21 protein-coding genes are annotated in these 20,293 nt (G+C 52.9%); 12 read left to right on the top strand and 9 right to left on the bottom strand.

From position 1 onward, the window contains the following. Positions 1-10: 10 nt before the first annotated feature. Positions 11-559, bottom strand: coding sequence for an HXXEE domain-containing protein (locus tag AC0YNW_RS18955; protein ID WP_475833274.1), 549 nt, complete (start codon positions 557-559; stop codon positions 11-13). A gap of 340 nt (positions 560-899) precedes the next feature. Beyond that, the gene (locus AC0YNW_RS18950) at positions 900-1,430 is read right to left on the bottom strand and encodes a hypothetical protein (protein ID WP_475833273.1); all 531 of its coding nucleotides are present in this window, start codon (positions 1,428-1,430) and stop codon (positions 900-902) included. 127 nt (positions 1,431-1,557) lie between these two features. On the opposite strand from AC0YNW_RS18950, the gene AC0YNW_RS18945 reads away from it, so the two are divergent. Further along, a complete protein-coding gene (locus AC0YNW_RS18945) occupies positions 1,558-2,697 on the top strand; it encodes a DUF4825 domain-containing protein (protein ID WP_475833272.1) in 1,140 nt (379 codons plus the stop codon). Between the two features lie 82 nt (positions 2,698-2,779). Here AC0YNW_RS18945 and AC0YNW_RS18940 read toward each other — a convergent pair whose 3' ends face one another. After that, on the bottom strand, positions 2,780-3,232 hold the full coding sequence (locus tag AC0YNW_RS18940; protein ID WP_475833271.1) for a MarR family winged helix-turn-helix transcriptional regulator: 453 nt from the start codon (positions 3,230-3,232) through the stop codon (positions 2,780-2,782). 175 nt (positions 3,233-3,407) lie between these two features. On the opposite strand from AC0YNW_RS18940, the gene AC0YNW_RS18935 reads away from it, so the two are divergent. Further along, entirely contained in the window at positions 3,408-4,652 is a 1,245-nt protein-coding gene (locus AC0YNW_RS18935) for an MFS transporter (RefSeq protein ID WP_475833549.1), read from the top strand. Positions 4,653-4,837: 185 nt separating this feature from the next. On the opposite strand, the gene AC0YNW_RS18930 is transcribed toward AC0YNW_RS18935, so the two are convergent. Next, positions 4,838-5,590, bottom strand: a complete 753-nt coding sequence (locus AC0YNW_RS18930; protein WP_475833270.1) for an SDR family NAD(P)-dependent oxidoreductase — start codon at positions 5,588-5,590, stop codon at positions 4,838-4,840. Between the two features lie 192 nt (positions 5,591-5,782). On the opposite strand from AC0YNW_RS18930, the gene AC0YNW_RS18925 reads away from it, so the two are divergent. Continuing rightward, a complete protein-coding gene (locus tag AC0YNW_RS18925) occupies positions 5,783-6,439 on the top strand; it encodes a TetR/AcrR family transcriptional regulator (protein WP_475833269.1) in 657 nt (218 codons plus the stop codon). Positions 6,440-6,474: 35 nt separating this feature from the next. After that, positions 6,475-6,888: a VOC family protein gene (locus tag AC0YNW_RS18920; protein WP_475833268.1), complete on the top strand. Its 414-nt coding sequence runs from the start codon at positions 6,475-6,477 to the stop codon at positions 6,886-6,888. Positions 6,889-6,907: 19 nt separating this feature from the next. On the opposite strand, the gene AC0YNW_RS18915 is transcribed toward AC0YNW_RS18920, so the two are convergent. Continuing rightward, entirely contained in the window at positions 6,908-7,828 is a 921-nt protein-coding gene (locus AC0YNW_RS18915) for an aldo/keto reductase (RefSeq protein WP_387475991.1), read from the bottom strand. Between the two features lie 166 nt (positions 7,829-7,994). On the opposite strand from AC0YNW_RS18915, the gene AC0YNW_RS18910 reads away from it, so the two are divergent. Together AC0YNW_RS18910 and AC0YNW_RS18905 are read left to right on the top strand one after the other, a co-directional pair. Next, positions 7,995-8,387, top strand: a complete 393-nt coding sequence (locus tag AC0YNW_RS18910; RefSeq protein ID WP_387475993.1) for a MerR family transcriptional regulator — start codon at positions 7,995-7,997, stop codon at positions 8,385-8,387. 42 nt (positions 8,388-8,429) lie between these two features. Then, complete coding sequence (locus AC0YNW_RS18905; RefSeq protein ID WP_475833267.1) at positions 8,430-8,783, top strand: VOC family protein; 354 nt, start codon at positions 8,430-8,432, stop codon at positions 8,781-8,783. Here the strand turns inward: AC0YNW_RS18905 and shc are convergent. Together shc and AC0YNW_RS18895 are read right to left on the bottom strand one after the other, a co-directional pair. Continuing rightward, entirely contained in the window at positions 8,780-10,666 is a 1,887-nt protein-coding gene (gene shc, locus AC0YNW_RS18900) for a squalene--hopene cyclase (protein ID WP_475833266.1), read from the bottom strand. The genes AC0YNW_RS18905 and shc overlap by 4 nt on opposite strands. Before the next feature lie 162 nt (positions 10,667-10,828). Then, positions 10,829-11,728: a LysR family transcriptional regulator gene (locus AC0YNW_RS18895; RefSeq protein WP_475833265.1), complete on the bottom strand. Its 900-nt coding sequence runs from the start codon at positions 11,726-11,728 to the stop codon at positions 10,829-10,831. A gap of 125 nt (positions 11,729-11,853) precedes the next feature. Here AC0YNW_RS18895 and AC0YNW_RS18890 point away from each other — a divergent pair, with 125 nt between their 5' ends. The 6 genes from AC0YNW_RS18890 to AC0YNW_RS18865 all read left to right on the top strand — a co-directional run bounded on the left by AC0YNW_RS18890 (position 11,854) and on the right by AC0YNW_RS18865 (position 17,069). After that, positions 11,854-12,528, top strand: coding sequence for an O-methyltransferase (locus AC0YNW_RS18890; RefSeq protein WP_475833264.1), 675 nt, complete (start codon positions 11,854-11,856; stop codon positions 12,526-12,528). A 60-nt stretch (positions 12,529-12,588) separates the two neighbouring features. Further along, the gene (locus tag AC0YNW_RS18885) at positions 12,589-13,212 is read left to right on the top strand and encodes a TetR/AcrR family transcriptional regulator (protein WP_475833263.1); all 624 of its coding nucleotides are present in this window, start codon (positions 12,589-12,591) and stop codon (positions 13,210-13,212) included. A gap of 88 nt (positions 13,213-13,300) precedes the next feature. Beyond that, positions 13,301-14,698, top strand: a complete 1,398-nt coding sequence (locus tag AC0YNW_RS18880) for an MFS transporter (protein WP_475833262.1) — start codon at positions 13,301-13,303, stop codon at positions 14,696-14,698. A gap of 125 nt (positions 14,699-14,823) precedes the next feature. Next, a complete protein-coding gene (locus AC0YNW_RS18875; protein WP_475833261.1) occupies positions 14,824-15,870 on the top strand; it encodes an alpha/beta fold hydrolase in 1,047 nt (348 codons plus the stop codon). A gap of 29 nt (positions 15,871-15,899) precedes the next feature. Next, complete coding sequence (locus tag AC0YNW_RS18870) at positions 15,900-16,505, top strand: class I SAM-dependent methyltransferase (RefSeq protein WP_475833260.1); 606 nt, start codon at positions 15,900-15,902, stop codon at positions 16,503-16,505. Positions 16,506-16,610: 105 nt separating this feature from the next. Next, the gene (locus AC0YNW_RS18865) at positions 16,611-17,069 is read left to right on the top strand and encodes a VOC family protein (protein ID WP_475833259.1); all 459 of its coding nucleotides are present in this window, start codon (positions 16,611-16,613) and stop codon (positions 17,067-17,069) included. Positions 17,070-17,355: 286 nt separating this feature from the next. Here AC0YNW_RS18865 and AC0YNW_RS18860 read toward each other — a convergent pair whose 3' ends face one another. Next, positions 17,356-18,669, bottom strand: coding sequence for a lytic polysaccharide monooxygenase (locus tag AC0YNW_RS18860; RefSeq protein ID WP_475833548.1), 1,314 nt, complete (start codon positions 18,667-18,669; stop codon positions 17,356-17,358). Positions 18,670-19,100: 431 nt separating this feature from the next. After that, the gene (locus AC0YNW_RS18855) at positions 19,101-20,279 is read right to left on the bottom strand and encodes an MFS transporter (protein WP_475833258.1); all 1,179 of its coding nucleotides are present in this window, start codon (positions 20,277-20,279) and stop codon (positions 19,101-19,103) included. Positions 20,280-20,293 lie beyond the last annotated feature (14 nt).

The following is a 20,293-nucleotide window of genomic DNA, read 5'->3' as shown; positions in this document are numbered from 1 at the left end:
CGCCTATCCTTCAGCTTCGAGTGCTGCGGGGAGCAATCCGGCCTCCTAGCATGAGTCCCGCTGCGACCAGCAACAGAACAAGCGGCAACGCCATTGCGGTGCCCTTAAGCAAGGTAATAGCATCCAGCATGCCTTTATTAAACAGACGGTATAATGTATAAGCGCCGTACGGAACTTCAAGAACAGCGGCTGTCACTACGCCGGGCGTATACGTCTTCAGCATAAGCGATATGCCGATATGCTTCAGCCCGTCCAGCAGAAAGACGGCTACAAATCCGGTGAACAGCGCATAGATGACATGCTTGCCCCCGGCAAGCGGCACCGCCCCGTACGTCGTAAGCACGAGTGCAATTCCGATGGTGAGCACGCCTATAGCGAATTGCACCGTCAAATTTTTGTTTAAATCAACCAAGCGAAGATCGAATGCGAGCTTCGCTTTTTCGTGATGCTTCCGTACCCATCTCTCCATCGTCACGATCTCTTCTCCGTCGTGAAGGAAGAATACGACAACGAAAAGCCACATCAGGAACTCCAAATCAACAGTTGCGTCCAGCCACATACGGACAGCCTCCTCTTTCAATAAATTTGGATACGAACTTAAAATTGTTAACAATAGTTGTTGATTGAGTGATCACTCAAAATAAGGGTGAAAAAAGGACTGTAATCTGACACCTGCGCATACATGTGTCATCTTACAGTCTGGCTGACAACAAATCACTGCGAAAGTTAGGTGAGTTGCTCATTCAACAAACCGTGAAGCAGCAATTGAACAGCCTTGCGGATATAAGCTTCATCTTCACCTGGGATGCATTGTCAATCCGCATGACCAACAAAAAAAAGGAGACATGGTCTCCTTTTATTGAAAAGATTGATATATGCCACAAGCTGCTTCACAACTTTTATACCGAGAAGAATCGAATAAGGCCAAGAATCGCAAAGCAAAACAAGATGGTGCCGGAACCGATGCCAGTCACGGCGCTTCGGGCGACTTGCAGCCTCGGTGCGAGATACACCGCTATGATTGCTGCCGCAACCAGCAGCGCTGCCAACACATACAAAGCGGGGTCGTCGAATACGCTGACGAGACCGACAAAATGAATGCCGACGATAAAAGCGATCCAGGGCGCCACGAAGTCGCTTTGTTTTTTGCGGATGAGCAGAAAAGCGCCAAGCCCCGCGAGGAAAAACTCGATGTAGACGGTGATCAGGTACGTTGTGAATGTAGCGCCGTCATTCAGGGCGGACGGCTCGCTCCAATTCTTAATGCTCAAATATACGCCGAACAAGCAGACCAGCAGCGCAATGCCGGACGCAATGCCGAGATAGGGGCGCCAGCTGCTGCGCGGACGCTCCTGCGCCCAGCCGAACCAGACAAAGCTGAACATGCCGAAGATAGACGCATACATGGCATAATCCCGTATGTAGTCCATGGAACTCCTCCTATGTCATAACCTGACTTTTGAAGTAGATGCGATTTTACTATATCATGGATAAGATGAAATGTACGATAATGAATTGGAAATATGTTGATGCAGCAGATGCGGAGGGCAAGGACTCATGATTATAAATAAAAATAATGCGCCTAAAAAAATGTTAATGATCGCAGCTCTCGGAGGCGCGGCAGCGCTTCTATGGGGAGCATTGTTCGTATGGGCTGCCGAGCCGCTGGGCAAATCTGCGACGCAAGCGACCGAGGCTTCCGTATTGTACGCGGGTTATGACCTGGAGCGGATCGCCGAGAATATGACGCCGTATGTCGGCGACAATTCGAAGGTATCCGGAATTGCCAGCTGGCTTCCGTCTCCCGATCCCCGTTATATGCAAAGATATATGGCAATTGCAAGCTCAGAGCAACCTTATGGATTAACGTTATTCTATGAACCGCTTGACCCGGCTGGCTATGGAGAGCTTCCGGATGCAGCGAGGGATGCGGAGTTTGCGGAGCAAAGCCGGAGCAATGCCATTGTCTTGTTCGCGATGATCGGCAATGTAGACCGCCTGACATTCGCTTACCGCACTACGGGAGCGCCAGATGAGCTTATTCCGTCCGACTATGTTCCTCTGCTTGAATACAATCGTTCCGACTTCTCCTTTGAAGCCGATTTTGCGGATAAGCAAAATCATGTGGAACAGCTGGGCCGATATTTGGAGCAAGCGCAATCAGAGCCGAACGTCGTAACAGCTTTCCAAGAGGCAGCGTATCCGGCTACTTATCTGTCTGAATCGCCGAACGGGGAGTATATCTTCGAGGTCTACGGCCAGGCAGAGCATGTCACGTCGGGAGGCATGATGGCAGCGGAGGGCATCCGGCTTTTGAAGGCTGAAGATGGTGAAGTACTTTGGCAGCTCTTCCCGGGCTATTACCAGCAGTCTTTTCTATGGTCGCCGGATAACCGATATGCCGCTGTGTCCTTCCAAGCGAGAACCGGTGGGGGCACAGTTGTTGTGGATACTGAGCGTGTCGCCGAGCTTGCCGTGCCGGATGTAGAGGCGATTCGCGCATTTTGGGATGGAGAAACAACAGTCGACGGAAGGCGTCCTGATTCTTATGTGGAAGCATTGGAGTGGGTAGATTCGGATCGGCTGCGCTTGCGGATTCAGTGGGAAGGTGAATCTGCGGAGTACGCGGGAGAGCTCGTCTACAGCATGTCGGACCAAAAGATTGTGGAGCTGAACCTGAGAGAATTCGGGGCGTAGGCATAAGCAAGAGTCGCCTCTAGGGGATAAGCTAGAGACCTAAATAGGCTTCCGAATGTGAGTTCGGAAGCCTTTGCCGTATTTATGCATGGTTATCCGGCCGGGTGCGGTGCTTCAGCGATTGGTTGAACTTCATGAGCAGCTGGCCGAATTGCTCCCGCTCCTCTTCATTCCAGCCCTCGACCAGCCGGTTAATGCTGGCCAGTCTGGATTGTCTATAGTCTTGCAGATCCGCTTCGCCAAGCTCCGTGATTTGATAAAAGTAAGCTCTCCCGTCCTGTGCATCGGGTACTTTCCGTACATATCCCTTCTGCTCCAGCACGGCGGCTTGCCGGCTGACGGTAGATATATCCAGTTGAAGCTCTTCGCCCAAAGCCTTTACGCCGGCTGAGCCTTGCGCCGAGACTTGATGCAGAAGCAAGTAGGCGGCCCTGTCGAGCTTGGCTCCTTTTTTGTTCGCGCTGATCGACATGACCCGGCGGATCAGCACCGCCAGCTCGAATTCAATCGTCTCCAATGAGCGGTCGCTCACCATAAATCGCCTCCTTCTTTTTCCTGCTGTTCATGAACATCATAATAGATACGGGGGGATTGTCAACAGGGAGGATCGCTACTTGCGAGCATTGACAGTCATATAATTGTATTATACAATCAAATAGTTGTATGATACAAGTTTATGAGTCGGATTATATTTAGAAGGGGATAGAATGATGTCATCATTAGCGAAATCATCAGCTGCTCCGGCGGAGCTGAACGCCACTTTGGTGAAGAGCGGCTTTCTCGGCCAGCCGATAGCGGTGTGGGCTGTTTTTTTTACGAGCATTATTGCGTTTATGGGGATGGGTCTTGTCAATCCGATTCTGCGTGAGCTGTCGGAGAAGCTAATGGCTTCACCGAGCGAGGTCAGCCTGCTGTATACCAGCTACAATGCGGTCATGGCTGTGGCTATGCTCATTACCGGCGTCGTTTCCACACGATTCGGCATGAAGCGGACACTGCTGGCGGGAATCGGGATCATCGCTTTGGTCTCGGTGCTGGGCGGATTCGCTGGCGATATATGGACGCTGGTCGGATTGCGCGCAGGATGGGGGCTTGGCAATGCGCTGTTCGTCGCTACCGCGCTGTCAGCGATGGTATCCTTGTCCAGCACTGGAACCGCCAAAGCGATCATTCTGTACGAGGCGGCAGTCGGCATAGGCTTGTCGGTCGGTCCGCTGCTGGGCGGGACGCTTGGGTCCATTTCCTGGAGAGTGCCGTTCTTCGGTGTCTCGATCCTTATGGTGCTTGGCTTTCTCGTGCTGACGGCTTCGATGCCGAAGCCGAAGCCGCTTGCGTCGGGAGCGCCGCCAGCGCCAGCTTCACTGCTAGAGCCGTTTCGTGCGATGAAGCATCGTTCGCTGCTTGTGCTTGGCATTGTGGCGGCTCTTTATAATGTCGGCTTTTTCACGATTATGGCATATGCGCCGTTCGTAATGGGGTTGAAGCCGCAGGAGATGGGATTTGTGTTTTTGGGCTGGGGCGTGCTGCTGGCCCTGACGTCCGTATTCATGGCGCCCAAGCTGCAGAGACGGCTCGGTACGATAAAAGCGATGAGCCTCATGCTGCTGCTGTTTGTACTGGATCTTGCCGTCATGGGACTATATACTTCAACGAAGGAAGTCGTTATTGCGGCTGTCATCTTTGCGGGAGCCATACTGGGCAATAGCAATACGCTCATTACGACAGCGGTCATGGATGCCGCGCCCGTAGCGCGATCCACCTCATCGGCTGCCTACAGCTTCTTGCGTTTTATCGGAGCGGCCATATCGCCTTTCATGGCGAACAAGCTCGCGGAGCATTTCAACGTACGCCTTCCGTTTTTTGTAGGCGCCGGATTTGTGCTGCTGTCTGTGTTGTTTATCGGGCTGAACAGAAAGCATCTCAAACGGATCGATCAGGCCAAGCCTGCCCATTAAGCGACTTGACCATTTGATTGCGTCGAAAGTCGGAATAGCCATAGACATAATAAACGTGACAGCACAATCGCCCTCCTTTCGCATGATGCGAGAGGAGGGCGATTGTGTGTTGCAAGCCAGACTGACGCCGGCAAGATGTAAGGGTTAGAATGAACAAGGGCTAAGAGCCCGGCAGTCTGCTTAAATTACTTTGCCGTTACGCCGCCGTCTACAGGCAATTCTACACCTGTCACATAGGAAGCGTCATTCGATGCCAGGAAGAGAACGGCGCGCGCCACTTCCGAAGCTTCCCCGACACGCGGCAGCGCTGTCTGCGACAGGAAAAATTGCAGCATTTGCGGATCTTCGACGAATTGGTTGCTCATTGGCGTGGCAATAAAGCCAGGGTGCACCGAGTTGACGCGAATGTTTTGGCTGCCGTAATCGACTGCCGCCGCTTTGCTCAGCATACGCACCGCGCCTTTGGATGCCGTGTACGCCCCTGCGCCGCTGCTGCCGGTCAAGCCTGCGATGGAGGAGATGTTAATAATGGAACCGCCTCCGACTGAAATCATATGAGGAATGACATGCTTCATGCCGAGAAATACGCTTGTCACATTAATATTCATCACTCTGTTCCATTGATCCATGGAGGTATCCAGCAGGCCGACGGCCATGGAGATGCCTGCATTGTTCACAAGCACATCGATTTTGCCGTACTTGCTGACCGCCTCTGCGACGACTTCGACCCAGTTGTCTTCTGATGCGACATCATGCTTAATGGCAATCGCATCGCCGCCGTCTTCTTGAATACCCTTCGCCACGGCTTGTACCGCGTCAAAATTGATGTCCGTCAAGACTACCTTTGCGCCTTCTTGCGCGAGCAAGCGCGCTTCTTCCAGTCCCATGCCGCTTCCTGCTCCGGTTACGATGGCTACTTTTCCATTCATTCGAGTCATTTTATGTTTGCCTCCTCTATGGTTCAAAAGAATAGTTTAATGATGATAGTAGTAACTATCACCATGATAGCGATTATATCATTTTCCGTTTCGTTATACAATTCCCCGCCGCCGCCCGTTGCATTCCTTGTGATCGCAGGCGCACAGAGGTTATAATTTTGACATACAAGGTTAGAAGGGATCATACGTGCAATGAAGCCTCAGGATCGATATAAGCAAGAAAGGGACGAAAGCAAAAAAGCCCGTCACCAGCAAATCGTACAAGCGGCGGAGTCGGTATTTTTTCGGAAAGGCATTGAAGGGGCTACGATGAACGATATCGCCAAGGAAGCGGGCATTGGCGTCGCTACGGTGTTCCGGTATTTCCCGACGAAGGAGCAGCTTGTGACTGTTCTGGCGGACGGCGTTATGGAAGAGATTCGGATTACCTTTGCCGGTATTGCGGAGCAAGATGTGACGTGTCTGGAGAAAATCGGCCTCTTGTTCGACTACTTTATTTCGCTGTTGGAGGAAAGAAGAAGCTCCTTTATCAAGTTTTTGGAGGATCTGCATCTGAGTGTGGCGCATGCAAGAGGGTTGTATGGCGATGTCAGCAAACACGGTATAGCGGGCAGGGAGATTTTTGCAATTTTCACCGCGATGATCGAGGATGGCGGGCAGGACGGCTCGCTTCGCTCCGATCTGCCTCCCGAAGAAATGCTGATTACGCTGGTGAATGCGTTTGGACTGTTCGCGAGCAAGCTGGCCTATCAGAAGAACGTATTAATGCTGCCTTCGGATGTTGAGCCGGAGCGGCAGCTTCTGCTGGTGAAAGAGATGATGATGGAATTTATGAAGGCCAAATCTTAAGCGGACGGAGATGTCCCGTAGGAGTCGAGTCAAGAATGAAGCCAAAGATTACAGTGTTGACATTAGGTGTGGATGACTTGCAGCGTTCGCTGGAATTCTACAGAGACGGGCTCGGCTTTCCGACGGAAGGCATCATAGGAACGGAATTTGAGCATGGCGCTGTCGCGTTTTTCGAATTGGAGGGCAGGCTAAGGCTGGCGATATGGGAGCGAAAGTCGCTGGCACACGAAGCCAAGGTGCCGCTCGCGCCAGCGAGCTCGACCGAGCTTACGATCGGACATAATGTAGACAGCAGGGAAGAAGTGGATCGCATCATGGAGCAAGCGGAGAATGCCGGGGCCGCGATTACGGACCCGGCTCATGATGCCTTCTGGGGCGGATACTCCGGCCATTTCATGGACCCGGACGGCCATCTGTGGGAAGTGGTATGGAATCCCGCCTGGGAATAGCGCAGAGATCGAGTATTGATTAAGGCAGGATATGCCCAGCTGCGGTATAGATGCCGTACCATTCCTCGCGGGTCAGCTTAATGTCGGAGCCTTGGCAGCCGTCCTTCAGGCGGTCAACATTCGTGGTGCCCAGCACGACTTGAATGTTGGCCGGATGTCTGGTGATCCAAGCGACGGCAATGGCGGTACTGGATACACCGTATTTGGCCGCCAGGCTATCAATCAATTGATTCAGCTCCGGATAGTTCTCAAGGTCGCCAAGGAACGGGCCGTCGAAGAAGGCTTTCTGGAATGGAGACCAAGCCTGGATCGTAATGTCGTTCAGACGGCAATAATCCAGTACGCCGCTGTCGCGGTTGACCGATTGGTCGATATTCATGTTCAGCGCAATGCCGGAGTCAATCATCGGCGTATGCGTAGCGCTAAGCTGCATCTGATTCACAATGAGCTTGTGGGACAGGTGCTTCTGCAACAGCTCAATTTGCATAGGCGTATGGTTGGAGACGCCGAAGTAACGGACCTTGCCGCTGGCGTGAAGCTCGTTGAATGCTTCTGCCACTTCCTCAGGCTCGACCAGTGTATCGGGACGATGCAGCAGCAGAATGTCCAGATAATCAGTATTCAGCCGCTTCAAGATGCCTTCGGTCGAAGCGATGATATGTTCCTTGGAGAAGTCGAAGAAGCCTTTGCGGATGCCGCATTTGCTCTGCAGCACCATTCCCTCGCGCAGGGAAGCGTTCATGCCGATAGCTTCGGAGAAATGCTCTTCGCAAGATCCGGCGCCGTAGATATCGGCATGGTCGAACAGGTTGACTCCTTGCTCCATTGCAGTGCGGATCAGCTTCTCCGCTTCTGTCACAGAAAGCTGCTTAAGCCGCATATTGCCCATAATGATGTTGGATACGTGAAGATCCGTTCCGGCGATGTCTATGTACTTCATATCTTGATTCCTCCCAAAGTTGAGTATAATAGAATATAACCCTACGATAAACGCTAGAGTGGACTCTATGTCAACAGCCTTCGATTAGGATGTCTCAAATAAAGGCGAAGGAACCGCGCATCAACAATAATGTCATCAATGACTAAACGAAACGGAGAAGATGGCTATGAGTTATACCATCTCGCAAGTCGCACAGAAAACCAATCTGTCCATCCACACGATACGTTATTACGACAAAGAGGGCTTGCTGCCCTTCGTGGACCGTCAGAACGGCACGCGGGTGTTCCACGAACAAGATATCGACTGGCTTGATCTGCTCTGCTGCCTGAAAAATACGGGCATGCCGATCAAGGACATTCGCACTCTCATCCAGCATTGCATGGACAATGACGCAGTGCTGGAGAAGGGCGTAGACATCTTGGTTCAGCATCGGCACAAAGTAGAAGCCCAGCTGAAGGAGATGCAGCGCAGTCTGGCTACAATCGATTACAAAATTAAGCATTTGCCCCGGATGTTCCAGGAGAAATTTTCTTCCGAGGCTGCGGAACCGCAAGGTTAAGCGGAGTGCTGAACCAGTACTTTCTAAAATTGAGGTGTTAATGTGAAGGTAAAACGAATTGTAGCGAATATAGCGACGGCGGAAATGGAAGCCGGACAGCGCTTCTATCGGGATGTATTAGGTCTTGAGCTGCTGATGGACCACGGGTGGATTGCAACCTATGGATCGGAAGATCAGATGCAAGTTCAGATTAGTGTAGCCATCGAAGGAGGCAGCGGAACGGCGGTTCCTGATCTGTCCATTGAAGTGGATGACGTGGACGAAGCCTATTCCCGTTGTGTTCATGCCGGGTATGCGGTTGAATACGGTCCGGCTGACGAGCCTTGGGGTGTCAGGCGGTTCTACGTGCGCGATCCCTTCGGAAAGCTCGTCAATGTGCTGGCGCATGGCCATTAGCTGAATTTGTTTCGATAATGTGCCAGGGCAACAAGCGGCCAGATGTACCGGTAGCTATGGTATCGCACATAGAAATAGCCAGGCAAAGCGGCACCGGTCGGATAGTGGGTCTTCCAGTTGTTTTCATGCAAAAAGCCGATCAGCCGATCAATGCCGCGATTAATGGCGGGAGTCGCTTCCGGCGAAACGGCGATAAGCGCATCCAGTGCCCAGGCGGTCTGGGATGGGGTGCTGGCGCCGATCGAGACATAATGGGACTTGGAGTCGCTGCGGCAGGATTCGCCCCAGCCGCCATCGGATTGCTGCATGCGGAGGAGCCACTCGGCTCCATTTTTTATGGCCTCATGGCTGGACGGCACACCGGCAGCTGCCAGCCCTGTGAGCGCCGACCATGTTCCGTAGAGATAGCAAACGCCCCATCTGCCGTACCACGAGCCGTTTCTCCCCTGATTCCGAATTAACCAATCCTTCCCCCGCTTTATCCATCGTTCATTCGTGTGAAACTGTGCAAAATTCCCTAAGTATTCCAGTGCCCTGCCTGTCAGATCCGCTTCGGACGGATCGATCGCCGCCGACTTGGCCCCTTCGATAGCAAGCCAGGTCAGCATCTGGTTATTCGTTTCCTTCTCGAAGGCGGGCCACCCGCCATCCCTGTTCTGCATGGAGGTTACCCACTTCAAGCCGCGATGCCACGCTTCGGCATATATGGGTTCGTCGACTGCAAGCCGCTGGATGGCCCGCAGAACAGCTGTCGTATCATCTACATCCGGATTCATCGTATTCGTCTCGGAGAAGCCCCAGCCGCCGGGCGGCGTGTTCGGGTTACGCTTGCTCCAATCTCCTTTGCGCGTATGCTGCTTCGACAGCAGGTAGGCGCTTGCGTTCAGAATGGCATCGTGACGATGGGAGACGCCTGCTTCCTGGAGCGCATAGCTGATCAGAGCGGTGTCCCAGATTTCAGAGGGAGAATTCTGAATGGTTGTGATGCCTTCTGTATTGAAGCGCATGTTGGCGAGGCCGCGGCAAGCCTTGCTTACGACGGGATGATCCTTGCTGTAGCCCAATGCCAGCAGGGCGAAGATCATCAGAATTGTGCTGGTGGCGTAGCTATATAGAGTGCCGTCGCCTTCGATCCGCTCCAGCATGAACGCCTCCGCCTTGTCGGTTGCGGCATCGCGCAGGGAACGCTCTGACCCGATCAGCTTTCCCATGCCGGCCTGGATTTGACTCCTCATCTCGATGTGAGAGGGCAGATCAGCCTCATCCGGCGCATCTCGATGGGCATAGAGCGGCGATAAATCGGGTGTGCGATCGGTGCGAAGCGAGAATTTCCGGGAGCCCATGACGAGCATGGGAACGAGGTGGACGCGGGCATAGCCGGAAAAGGAGAAGAGGCTAAGCGGCAGCTCGCTTGGGACGAGCATGATCTCCATTGGTATGGTTGCGATGGAGAGCGGCCATTCCCGCTGTCCCGTCATCGCCAGAATGGCCTTTGTGAGTGTGCTCTTGACCATGCCGATGCCGCCGCGCGATAGAATATAAGCTTCGGCTCGCTGCATATGCTCCTCATTCGCATGGCTATGCCCGGATATGAGCATCGCATAATAAGCTTCGACCGAAGCGGAGAGATTGCCTTCCTCTTCGTCATGGTACAATCGCCAGCAGCCGTCGGGCTGCTGGCTTCCGGCGATCCGGTCATGCAGCTTGCGCAGCAAGTCTTCGTCTTCATATTCAAGCAGCCGTAAGAGGATAAGGACATAGGCATCCATAATAATGCCGTTCTCGAAGCAGAAGCGCCAGGAACCGTCCGGCTTCTGCTCTTCAATCAGCCAATCAACGAGTTGGCCGATGCTTTGCTCGATTTTGTTGCGCGGATCATTCACAGTCTGTACCTCCCGCTGTTTTTATCATTCTATGAGCGGCGGAGGGCGGAAATGTGGCGGAAAGGCAGGTAATCTGCTTCATCTATTCTTGCGGCAGCGGCTGAGGAGTGACGTAAACCGCAGCATAGATACAGCCAGCGGTTGCCTGTATCGGAAGCGGTGTTACTGAGAGCGAATCGGGTGGCTGCGAATCAAGTCTACAAAACGGGAGGCTGCGGCTGATAAAGGTTCGTTTTGGCGGGTGCATACGGCAATGGAATTGATGGGCTGCACGCCATCTACATATACCCGGCACAGCTCCCCGCGCTCTACCTTATCCCGAACGACGAGAGAGGATACGAAGTTCGCGCCATAGCCCGCAAGTACAGCTGTAATCGCCTCATGAAGTCCATTGAATTGCAGTGTGATTTTGGGCGAGGGCGCGTTGTGCGTCCGGCACAGAGCGAACAGTCTCTCCCGTGTAGAGCTCCCGGTCTCGCGCATGACGAAGGGTTCTCTCATCATCTCCGTTAATGTGATATGCTGCTCCGCGTACCGATGCCCTGGAGCGACTACAAACCACAGCTCGTCCTCGAACAATTGCTCTGTGGCAATCGTATCGGGATATTCCTCCGGGATGCCGCCGTAGATGGCAATATCGGCTTCCATCTGCTGCAGCCTGTGGAGAGCCCCGCCGGAATCGGTCGTATGAATCGTCATCTCGACGCCTTCGTACGACTGCTTGTACTTGGCGATCCAGGCTGGAAGCAGGAAGTGTGCGGGCAGATAGGTAGCGGCAACCCGTATCCTTCCGATTGCGCCTTCGCGGTAATCATGCGCGAATTGCTCGATTTGGGTTTCCACCGCAAACAGTCTGCTTGCCAGCACGGACAGTTGCTCTCCGGCTTCGGTCAAAGCGATGCCCCGTCCTTCTGGTCTTAGCAGCTGGAGCGAGAGCTCCTTCTCGAACTTCTTCACCTGTGATGTAATGGCGGGCTGGCTGATACTAAGCTGCTCCGAGGCGCGGGTTACGCTCCCGGTAGAGGCGATAAGGTGAAAAAGGCGCAGCGCATGCAAGTTCATAAGCTATTCTCCTTTAAAATCATATACAAAATATATAAGTATATCAGAAACATATATTATATTTATGATAATAAACCTTTTACAATAAAGCCAGAAGGACATTCAAGTAAAAGGGAGCTGGGAGAATGAGCAATCATCAGGCGTTATGGACGAAGGTCGATCAGTATGTGGAGGAGAAGCTGATTCCGTCAGACGAGGCGCTCGATACAGCGCTTGCCGCCAACCGTGAAGCGGGATTGCCGGCAATCGATGTATCGCCGGCGCAGGGGAAGCTGCTGCAAGTGCTGGCGATAATGAAAAGAGCAAGGCGGATACTGGAGATTGGGACGCTTGGCGGGTACAGCACGATCTGGCTGGCCGGAGCGCTGCCGGCAGGCGGCAAGCTGGTTACGCTGGAATACGAAGCGCACCATGCCAGCGTAGCGAAGCGAAATATTGAGCGTGCGGGACTCGCGGACCGCGTGGAGATTCGTGTAGGACTTGCGCTGGACCAGCTGGGAGCGCTGGCGGAGGAAGAAGCGGAGCCCTTCGATCTGATCTTTATTGATGCGGATAAGCCGAACAACCCGCATTATCTGGATTGGGCGCTTCGCTTCTCCCGTCCAGGAACGGTCATTATAGGCGACAATGTGATTCGGAACGGCGATGTGATTGACGCGAATAACGAGGATGCGAGGATTATCGGCACACGGCAGTTTTTCGATAAGCTGGCGTCAGAGCCGAGAATGACTTGCACCGCCATACAGACAGTAGGCAGCAAAGGCTATGACGGCTTTATGATCGGGATCGTGGACAAATGATTTTTAGGCTTGCAAATGATGGGATATGGAAGTAGAATAACGTTAAATGAAAGTGATCACTTGCATTTCGTTCTTGCAGGAAGGAGGGTTCTTATCGTTAATGGCAAACTAAGCACCGCAGAGAAGCTGATGAAGGCGGTTATCGACCTCGTAGCGGAGCAAGGCTATAACGGCGTATCGACCAAGGAAATCGCAGCATGCGCAGGCGTGAACGAAGTGACGCTGTTCCGCCACTTTGGCAGCAAGCTGAATTTGCTTGAGAAGGCGTTCCATCATTATCACTATGCGGAAGAGATGGAGAAGCTGTTCCAGCAGAAGCTGACGTACAGTCTGCGTGATGATCTAATGACGATCAGCAGCAGATACCACGAGCTCATGATCCGCAATCGGAAGGTGATGCAGATTGCCTTCAAGGAGAGGCCGATTATCAAGCAATTCCAGGAATCGACGCATAAGCACCCGCAGAAGCTGCAAGAGCTGCTAATCGACTATTTCAATGAAATGAAGCGCCGAGGTCAGCTGGCCGATTGCAATTCCGAGCTGCAGGCCAAAGCGTTCATGTGGATGAATCACGGAGCTTTTATGAGTTTGCTGCAAGGAGACGGCTCCTCGCTAGGCTTGTCATCAGTGGATGCATTTATCGATGAAAGCGTCAATACCTTTACTAGGGCTTTAACTCCCTAGTTTTTTTATGAAAGTAATGTAAGTAAGTACTTGCATTCAATATGCTGAGTTTGTTTAAAATCCTGATTCGATTAAGGAGAGGTGTACAATGAGTTCTGCAATCAACCCCGCACATACGGCAAAGCTGCTTCGAGTGATGCTCGTTACGCTCATGCTGTCGTCTATGAGCGCAATGATGTTCAATATCGTGCTTCCTGAATTAAGTCTGGAGTTCAATCTGAGTCTGGCGCAAGTAAGCTGGATGTCAGCCGCTTATTCGTTGATCTATGCGGTGGGTACCGTAACGTATGGCAAGCTTGCGGACAGGTTCAAGCTGAAAAATATTCTCACATTCGGGCTTCTCGTATTTGCGGTTGGCTCTATAATCGGCCTGCTGTCTCAAAGCTTCGGCATGGCTCTGCTTGCCAGATGCCTGCAATCGGTTGGCGCGGCGGCCATTCCCGCTGTATCCATGCTCATCCCGATCCGCTATATTGCACAAGAGAGAAGAGGCGCTGCTCTAGGTATGGCGGCGGCGGGACTGGCACTGGGAAGTGCGCTTGGACCGGTATTGTCGGCACTGCTGACGAGCTTTGCGGATTGGAGATGGCTGTTCAGCTTCCCGATCGCGCTGCTCGCCCTTATCCCGTTTTATCGTTCCTATCTGCCGGATGATACCGGTGCGAAATCGGCGTTCGACTGGCTTGGCGGCGTATTGCTCGGTGCGGCTGCCGGACTTGTATTATTTGGTTTCACGAATGTCTCTTGGTTCTTCCTTGGACTGGGGCTTATCTTCCTCGCGCTGTTCATCTGGCGAATCCGCAGCGCGGCAGAGCCGTTCGTCCGACCGGAGCTTTTTCGTAATCGCAAATATTCATTTATGATTCTCGTGGCCGTAATGGTGAACGGAATTGGCGTGTCGTTCTACTTCCTGACGCCAGTGCTGCTATCCCGCGTTCAGGAGCTGCCTCCTTATTGGATCGGCATGGTGATGGTGCCTGCGGCAATCGTCTCCGCCATTCTGGGCAGGAAGGCGGGCAAGCTCGCAGACCGGAGGGGCAATGCGTTTCTATACGCGATAGCTTCCAGTTTCATTATGATCTGCTTGTTCTTATTGTCGTCCTTCGCGGCTGCTCCGGGCTGGTGGATTGCTGCCATTCTTATATTGGGCAATGTCGGACAGTCCTTTATGATGATTACGATGTCGAACACCGTATCACGCACACTGCCGAAGGAGCAGGCTGGGATCGGCATGGGCTTGTTCTCCATGTGCGGCTTCATTACGCATGGCATGGCTTCCGGGCTGTACGGCATCATTGCGGAATGGACGGCGACGACTTCGGTCAACCCCATTCATCAGGATAGCGGCAGTGCGGTGTTCAGCAATCTCTACTTGGTATTGGCCTTGCTGCATATTGGTGTACTCGTCTTCTACCTTGCTCAATTCGGATCAAGCCGCAAGCATCAGACGATCGCGGCCAGTCCGGGAAACGGTGCAAAACCGTAAGGGCAGTGTAAAAATGCAGCATATCTGCATTGACGCTCCTGTGCTCTTGGTATAACGTGGGGAATAAAGTATAACGATCACTTGTACCATGACTGGGAGAGCATTTGAGGATGACAGGGAAGAGCATGAAATTAAAGAAACGATGGCTATGGGCGGCAATTGCGGTCATCATGGTTGCTGCCGTCCTATTCCATCCTACATGGACGCCTTCATTGAAAGGCGATAACAGCATTAGCGTGCTGGAGCGTATGGTCGTGAATGGGGCAGAGCACACGGTCATGATTCGCGGCGAGAATCGCGACAATCCCATTCTGATATTCGTTCATGGCGGTCCGGGCAGCTCGGAAATTCCCTATGTGCGAAAATATCAGGACATGCTGGAGAAGGATTTCACCATTGTCCATTATGACCAGCGTGGAAGCGGCAAGTCTTATCGTTTTTTTGAGGATTTTACGGATCTGGAGACGGATCTTCTTGTGGACGACTTGCTTGCGCTGACGGAGAAGGTAAAGGCGCGGCTAAACCAAGAGAGAGTCATTTTGGCGGGACATTCCTTCGGCACTTATATTGGCATGAAGGCGGCTGCGAAATCGCCGGAGTCCTTCTCCGCCTACATCGGGATCGGCCAGGTCGGAGACCATCATGCCAGCGAGCTGGACAGCTTCGCCTATGTGCTGGAACAGGCAAAGGCTGCTGATGCTGAAGCCGAAATCGGCAAGCTGGAGCAGCTCCGGCCGCTTATAGAGAGTGGAGAGCAAATGACGCCGCGCAGCTTGATCCGAAAGTACGGAGGAGCGGCAAGGCTGATCGACGACAATCGGGATTATTACGAGGGTTTTCTGCTGAACCCGGAGTACAACGGACTGGATGTGCTTCGTTATGTGAGAGGTATTGCCGAGACGCAGTCCCGCCTGTTGGCGGAAGAGTCGGCTCATCCTTTGCCGGAAGTTGTGCGTGAGCTTGCTATTCCTTGTTACTTTGTAATGGGCGCTTATGATTATATGACTTCCGTGGATGCGGCTCAGTCGTACTTCGACCTTCTTGATGCTCCGAATAAACAATTTATCGTGTTCGAACAATCGGCCCATTATCCGCAATTCGAAGAGAAAGAGCGGTTCGCAGAGTGGATGGCGGACACTTTTTTGGAGAAGGAACGTATAGAAGAGTTATAAGAGCATGAAGAGGCGGGGGATGACGAGGAATGGACAAGGAGCGTCGCGTTCGGATATTCGACAAGCAGGCGGATATGTACGACAGAAGAAGAGGGGATGCGAGCCAGGAGCGGTTCCGGCGCGGGCTGCTTCGGCAGGCGAAGGGAGACGTGCTGGAGCTTGCGGTCGGAGCGGGAGCGAACTTTCCCTATTATCCTCCGCATGTGCGGGTGACGGCTGCCGACTTCAGCGGCAAGATGCTGGAGAAGGCGAAGGAAGCGGCGGGACGTTATCGTGTCGATGCTTCTTTTCTGCAAGCGGATATCGAGAGCCTTCAATTTCCAGAGCATGCCTTCGATACGGTCATCTCCACATTGTCTCTATGCAGCTATGACAATCCTCAGCAGGTTGTTGAAAATATGAAGCGATGGTGCAAGCGAGACGGACAAATTTTGCTTATGGAGCATGGCATCAGCAGCAACGGCATCATCTCGGCGCTCCAGAAAACACTGAATCCGCTGTTGTACCGGATGAACGGCTGTCATTTTACACGCAATATGGAGAAGCTGGTGGAGGGAGCGGGCCTTCAGATCGTACATATGGAGAGACATTGGCTGAGCATGCTCTATATCATACGGGCGCAACCATCTGGGTAATTATGTTATAATTTTATGTTCGCAATAGAGAAGAAATCATGAAATTTCCGTTGTGCTAGACTTGGAAGTAATGGATTACAGCTCATTAATGAGGAGGAGTTTCTGGTGCAAAAGATCACGACTTTTCTATGGTTTAATCAAGAGGCGGAGGAAGCGATAAACTTCTATACATCGATATTCCCCAATTCAGCCATTCTGTCGCTTGTGCGCAACGGGGATCAGGTCGTAACCGGCACCTTCCAGCTGGAAGGCCAGTCGTTCATGGCCTTGAACGGAGGTCCACATTATTCCTTCACGCCTGCTATCTCGTTATTCGTCAGCTGTGAATCCCAGGAGGAGGTTGACGAGCTGTGGGACAAGCTGGTCGAGGGCGGCGAGGAATCCCGCTGCGGCTGGCTGAAGGATCGCTTTGGACTATCATGGCAGATCATTCCGAAGTCGCTGGGCGAGCTGATGCATGGCGGTGGAGATGCGGCCAGAGCGCAGCGGGTAATGAATGCGATGCTTGACATGAACCGGATCATAATTGAAGATCTGAAGCGGGCATATGACGGGGAAAGCTGACGGATGGGATAGCGCCGAGATGCAGCAAGGGCGCTGCGGGTAGTGCGTGTGTGGCATTATTATAATGAAGATTTAAAGCGTGGCTCGAAAGAAAGAACTGAATGCTGCGAGAAGCTGCCGTATGGCAGCACAACATAAAGCGAAACTTTGGGATAAGAGAATGACGTGTGCTTGGAGACAAGCTGAAAAAGACCAGCAGGGGCAAGCAGCGCCCTGCTGGTCTTTGTTTGGGTTGCCCGAGCGGGCTGTTCTTATTGGATTGCTCTAGGGTGATAAGTGCAGCCGCTTAAGGAATGATCTTCCAGACATCGGAAGTTGCGCTTGGCGTCTGGCCTAATGTCCACCACTTGGCTTCGTAGTTGACGCCGTTATGCGTTACTTTGTCTCCGCCCCAGTAGACGGCCGTCGAGCTCCATGCCGGGTACGTGGTTGGAGCAGACGGCGTTGTGACGGATACGGCATTGCTGGCAGCCGAGACGTTACCGGCACCGTCGATGGCTTTGACGGTAAAGGTGTAAGCCGTATTGGCGCTTAGGCCTGTTACCGTGTAGGCCAGTGTCGAGCCGGACACCGTCGTCACCAGCGTCGAGCCGCGGAAGACTTGATAGCCCGTTACGCCGACATTATCGGTGGAGGCGCTCCACATGAGAGGCACGGTCGTGGAAGTCGCACTGCCCATGACATGCAGCCCGGACGGCGCTGTCGGCGCCTGCGTATCGGGACCTGTATTCGTATTGGTCGTCACGGTGACGGCATTGCTGGCAGCGGATTCATTGCCTGCGGCATCCACTGCCTTAATGGTGAAGGTATACGCCGTATTGGCCGTTAAGCCGGTGGCGGTGTAGCTTAAGGTCGAGCCGGATACCGAGCCGGCCAGCGTGGAGCCGCGGTAGATGCGGTAGCCTGTTACGCCGACATTATCGGTCGATGCGCTCCAGGATAGCGACACGCTTGTTGCTGTTTTGGATGGAGAAGCCAGGTTGGCTGGCGCAGTAGGCGCTTGTGTGTCGCCTGGGTTGCCGCCGAAGTTGGCGTCAATGACGTTGTAGAAGGCATTACCGGTGTCGGCAACTTCCCATACAGCCAGGATGACATGGTAACCTGTGCGAGGCGGTACGGTGCACGTATTGGAATACGAGTAAGGCGGCTGACCGCTGTAAGGAACCGAGCAGAACGGAGTCAGGTCGAATTGGTTGCGGGACAATGCTGCGTTCGGGTTCCAGTTTGTTTTCGTAATATAATATTTCCAGCTGCTAGTCGAGTGAGCGGCAGTCAGCGTCCAGTGGAAGGTGACGGAGCCGGAATTCATGTTGACCTTCGACCAACGAGTGGCAGATTGCTCATCAAGCTTAGGGAAAGCCCCGCCAGCACTGGCTATTTTGCCGTCTGCAGGTCCGGCTGCCGGGAAGCCTTTTGGCGCTTCAAGGCTTTGCGGCTCGTACACGATTGCGCCGCAGTCTGTGTTCTGCCCGGTTTTGCATAGATATCCGCGGCTTGCGGGCCCGTCGATATACCCGTGTGCGGATACTTGCTGGGAAAACAGGAGAAAGCTTAGTACCGCTGCCAGCATCATACCGCCAGCCAAAATCAGGCCTTTCATAGTGAAGCTGTTCAATCTTAAGGTTTTGACCAATAGAACTACCTCCTTTAGATGGGTGGGCTTCTTTCTTTTTGATAGGGCCTCCTTTCGTCTGAATCATTCTATTGAGGAATTTTAAAGAATATGAGGGCCATTTGAATAAATAAGTCAAAAGCTTGAACCCAAAATGCAAGGAACCGTCACAAATGTGCATGATAACTAAATATTCACACAGAAATGGTTCTTATTTGTCTAAAATTATTAATTATGTATGAAATGACAATTAATAGTTAGTTTTGTGGGTCGGGCGAATCGTGCAGATATGGAATGAGCGGCAGCCCGCAGCGCCTACATTTCTAAGCCGAGAAATTCGGCTTGGAGAGCGTGCGCGAGCGGAAGTTGAAGCTGCAAGCCGAGAAACTCGGTTTGCAGCTTCGAACTCCAACGCCGGCTTAGGCGGTGAGTGCTCGAACGGCCTTTTTTCGGCTGTAATCGAAGCTGATCAGCGCGGCTGTAAGGCCGAGGAGGGTGAGGAGGGAGGCGAGCCAGGGATGGTAGCGGAAGGTAGCTGCTTCGCTCGCCAGCAAGCCGCCGGCGCTTGCTCCGCCCGCCAGACCGAGATGTACGATAGAAGTATTCAGGCTAAGCACCAAGTTGGCGGAGCCCGGCGCGAGCTGAATCATATGACTCTGGATAGCAGGACCTGAGGCGAACAGCGTGATAATGAAGATTCCGATTAGCATGAAGGCGGGAACGGGATGATAAACAGCGAGCGGGAGCAAGGCAAGTGCGGCTGCATTCGCCACGAGAACGAGCCTCAGAACCGCTTTCGTACCCCATCGGTCAACGGCGCTTCCGCTGAGACGCGAGCCGATAGCGCCTATAATTCCAAGCACCAGCATGACGATGGCGATATCCGCCATTCGAAGGCCCATTAGTTCCTGGAGGTAAGGTGTGAGATAAGTCATCCACACCGAACCGCCAAATTCACGGAACAAGGAGATTAGAAAGGCCGTTGCAATTACAGCGCTGCCCAGCAGCTTGAGCTGCTGCTTGAACGGGATCGCGTCATCCCCTTCGATATTGGGCAGCAGTCGAAGGATAACAAATCCAACTAAGAGGCTGACCAAGCCGAGCAGCACAAATATCATTTGCCAGCTCCACCAATCCGCAATCGTAATGCCGATCGGTACGCCCAAGATAAGAGCGCTGCTGAAGCCGAGAATGATGGTGCTGACCGCACGGCCGATCCGGTCAGGTGGAACAAGCTTGGATACGACTCCAAGCGCTAATACCAGATAGACACCCGAGCTTGCTCCAAGCAGAATGCGTGCAGCCATAATTGCAATCATGCTTGAGCTCATAGCGGATAGGAGCGAGCCTGCAACAAATGCTGCCAGCGAGCCAGCCATGACGGTTCTGCGATTCATGCGCGCCGTAAGCGCGATCAGGATTGGCGTGCTGATGGCGAAGGAGAAGGAGTAGACTGTAATCAACTGTCCGGCTATAGCAAGAGACACTTGTGTATCTTGAGCGATTCGGGGCAAGATGCCGGAGATGACAAGCTCGGAGGTAGCGGTCAGAAACACACCAAGGGCAAGCACATAAATGATAAGGGTTTGTTTTTTCATGGAATATTCATCCT

The organism is Paenibacillus sp. J31R120 (assembly GCF_056269225.1).
This window is presented reverse-complemented; position numbering and strand designations above follow the sequence as displayed.

Excerpts from the sequence above, each read along its gene's own strand:
- AC0YNW_RS18955 (WP_475833274.1), bottom strand. The coding sequence starts at position 559 with ATGTGGCTGGACGCAACTGTTGATTTGGAGTTCCTGATGTGGCTTTTC.
- AC0YNW_RS18950 (WP_475833273.1), bottom strand. The coding sequence starts at position 1,430 with ATGGACTACATACGGGATTATGCCATGTATGCGTCTATCTTCGGCATG.
- AC0YNW_RS18945 (WP_475833272.1), top strand. The coding sequence starts at position 1,558 with ATGATTATAAATAAAAATAATGCGCCTAAAAAAATGTTAATGATCGCA.
- AC0YNW_RS18940 (WP_475833271.1), bottom strand. The coding sequence starts at position 3,232 with ATGGTGAGCGACCGCTCATTGGAGACGATTGAATTCGAGCTGGCGGTG.
- AC0YNW_RS18935 (WP_475833549.1), top strand. The coding sequence starts at position 3,408 with ATGTCATCATTAGCGAAATCATCAGCTGCTCCGGCGGAGCTGAACGCC.
- AC0YNW_RS18930 (WP_475833270.1), bottom strand. The coding sequence starts at position 5,590 with ATGACTCGAATGAATGGAAAAGTAGCCATCGTAACCGGAGCAGGAAGC.
- AC0YNW_RS18925 (WP_475833269.1), top strand. The coding sequence starts at position 5,783 with ATGAAGCCTCAGGATCGATATAAGCAAGAAAGGGACGAAAGCAAAAAA.
- AC0YNW_RS18920 (WP_475833268.1), top strand. The coding sequence starts at position 6,475 with ATGAAGCCAAAGATTACAGTGTTGACATTAGGTGTGGATGACTTGCAG.
- AC0YNW_RS18915 (WP_387475991.1), bottom strand. The coding sequence starts at position 7,828 with ATGAAGTACATAGACATCGCCGGAACGGATCTTCACGTATCCAACATC.
- AC0YNW_RS18910 (WP_387475993.1), top strand. The coding sequence starts at position 7,995 with ATGAGTTATACCATCTCGCAAGTCGCACAGAAAACCAATCTGTCCATC.
- AC0YNW_RS18895 (WP_475833265.1), bottom strand. The coding sequence starts at position 11,728 with ATGAACTTGCATGCGCTGCGCCTTTTTCACCTTATCGCCTCTACCGGG.
- AC0YNW_RS18890 (WP_475833264.1), top strand. The coding sequence starts at position 11,854 with ATGAGCAATCATCAGGCGTTATGGACGAAGGTCGATCAGTATGTGGAG.
- AC0YNW_RS18880 (WP_475833262.1), top strand. The coding sequence starts at position 13,301 with ATGAGTTCTGCAATCAACCCCGCACATACGGCAAAGCTGCTTCGAGTG.
- AC0YNW_RS18875 (WP_475833261.1), top strand. The coding sequence starts at position 14,824 with ATGAAATTAAAGAAACGATGGCTATGGGCGGCAATTGCGGTCATCATG.
- AC0YNW_RS18870 (WP_475833260.1), top strand. The coding sequence starts at position 15,900 with ATGGACAAGGAGCGTCGCGTTCGGATATTCGACAAGCAGGCGGATATG.
- AC0YNW_RS18860 (WP_475833548.1), bottom strand. The coding sequence starts at position 18,669 with ATGAAAGGCCTGATTTTGGCTGGCGGTATGATGCTGGCAGCGGTACTA.
- AC0YNW_RS18855 (WP_475833258.1), bottom strand. The coding sequence starts at position 20,279 with ATGAAAAAACAAACCCTTATCATTTATGTGCTTGCCCTTGGTGTGTTT.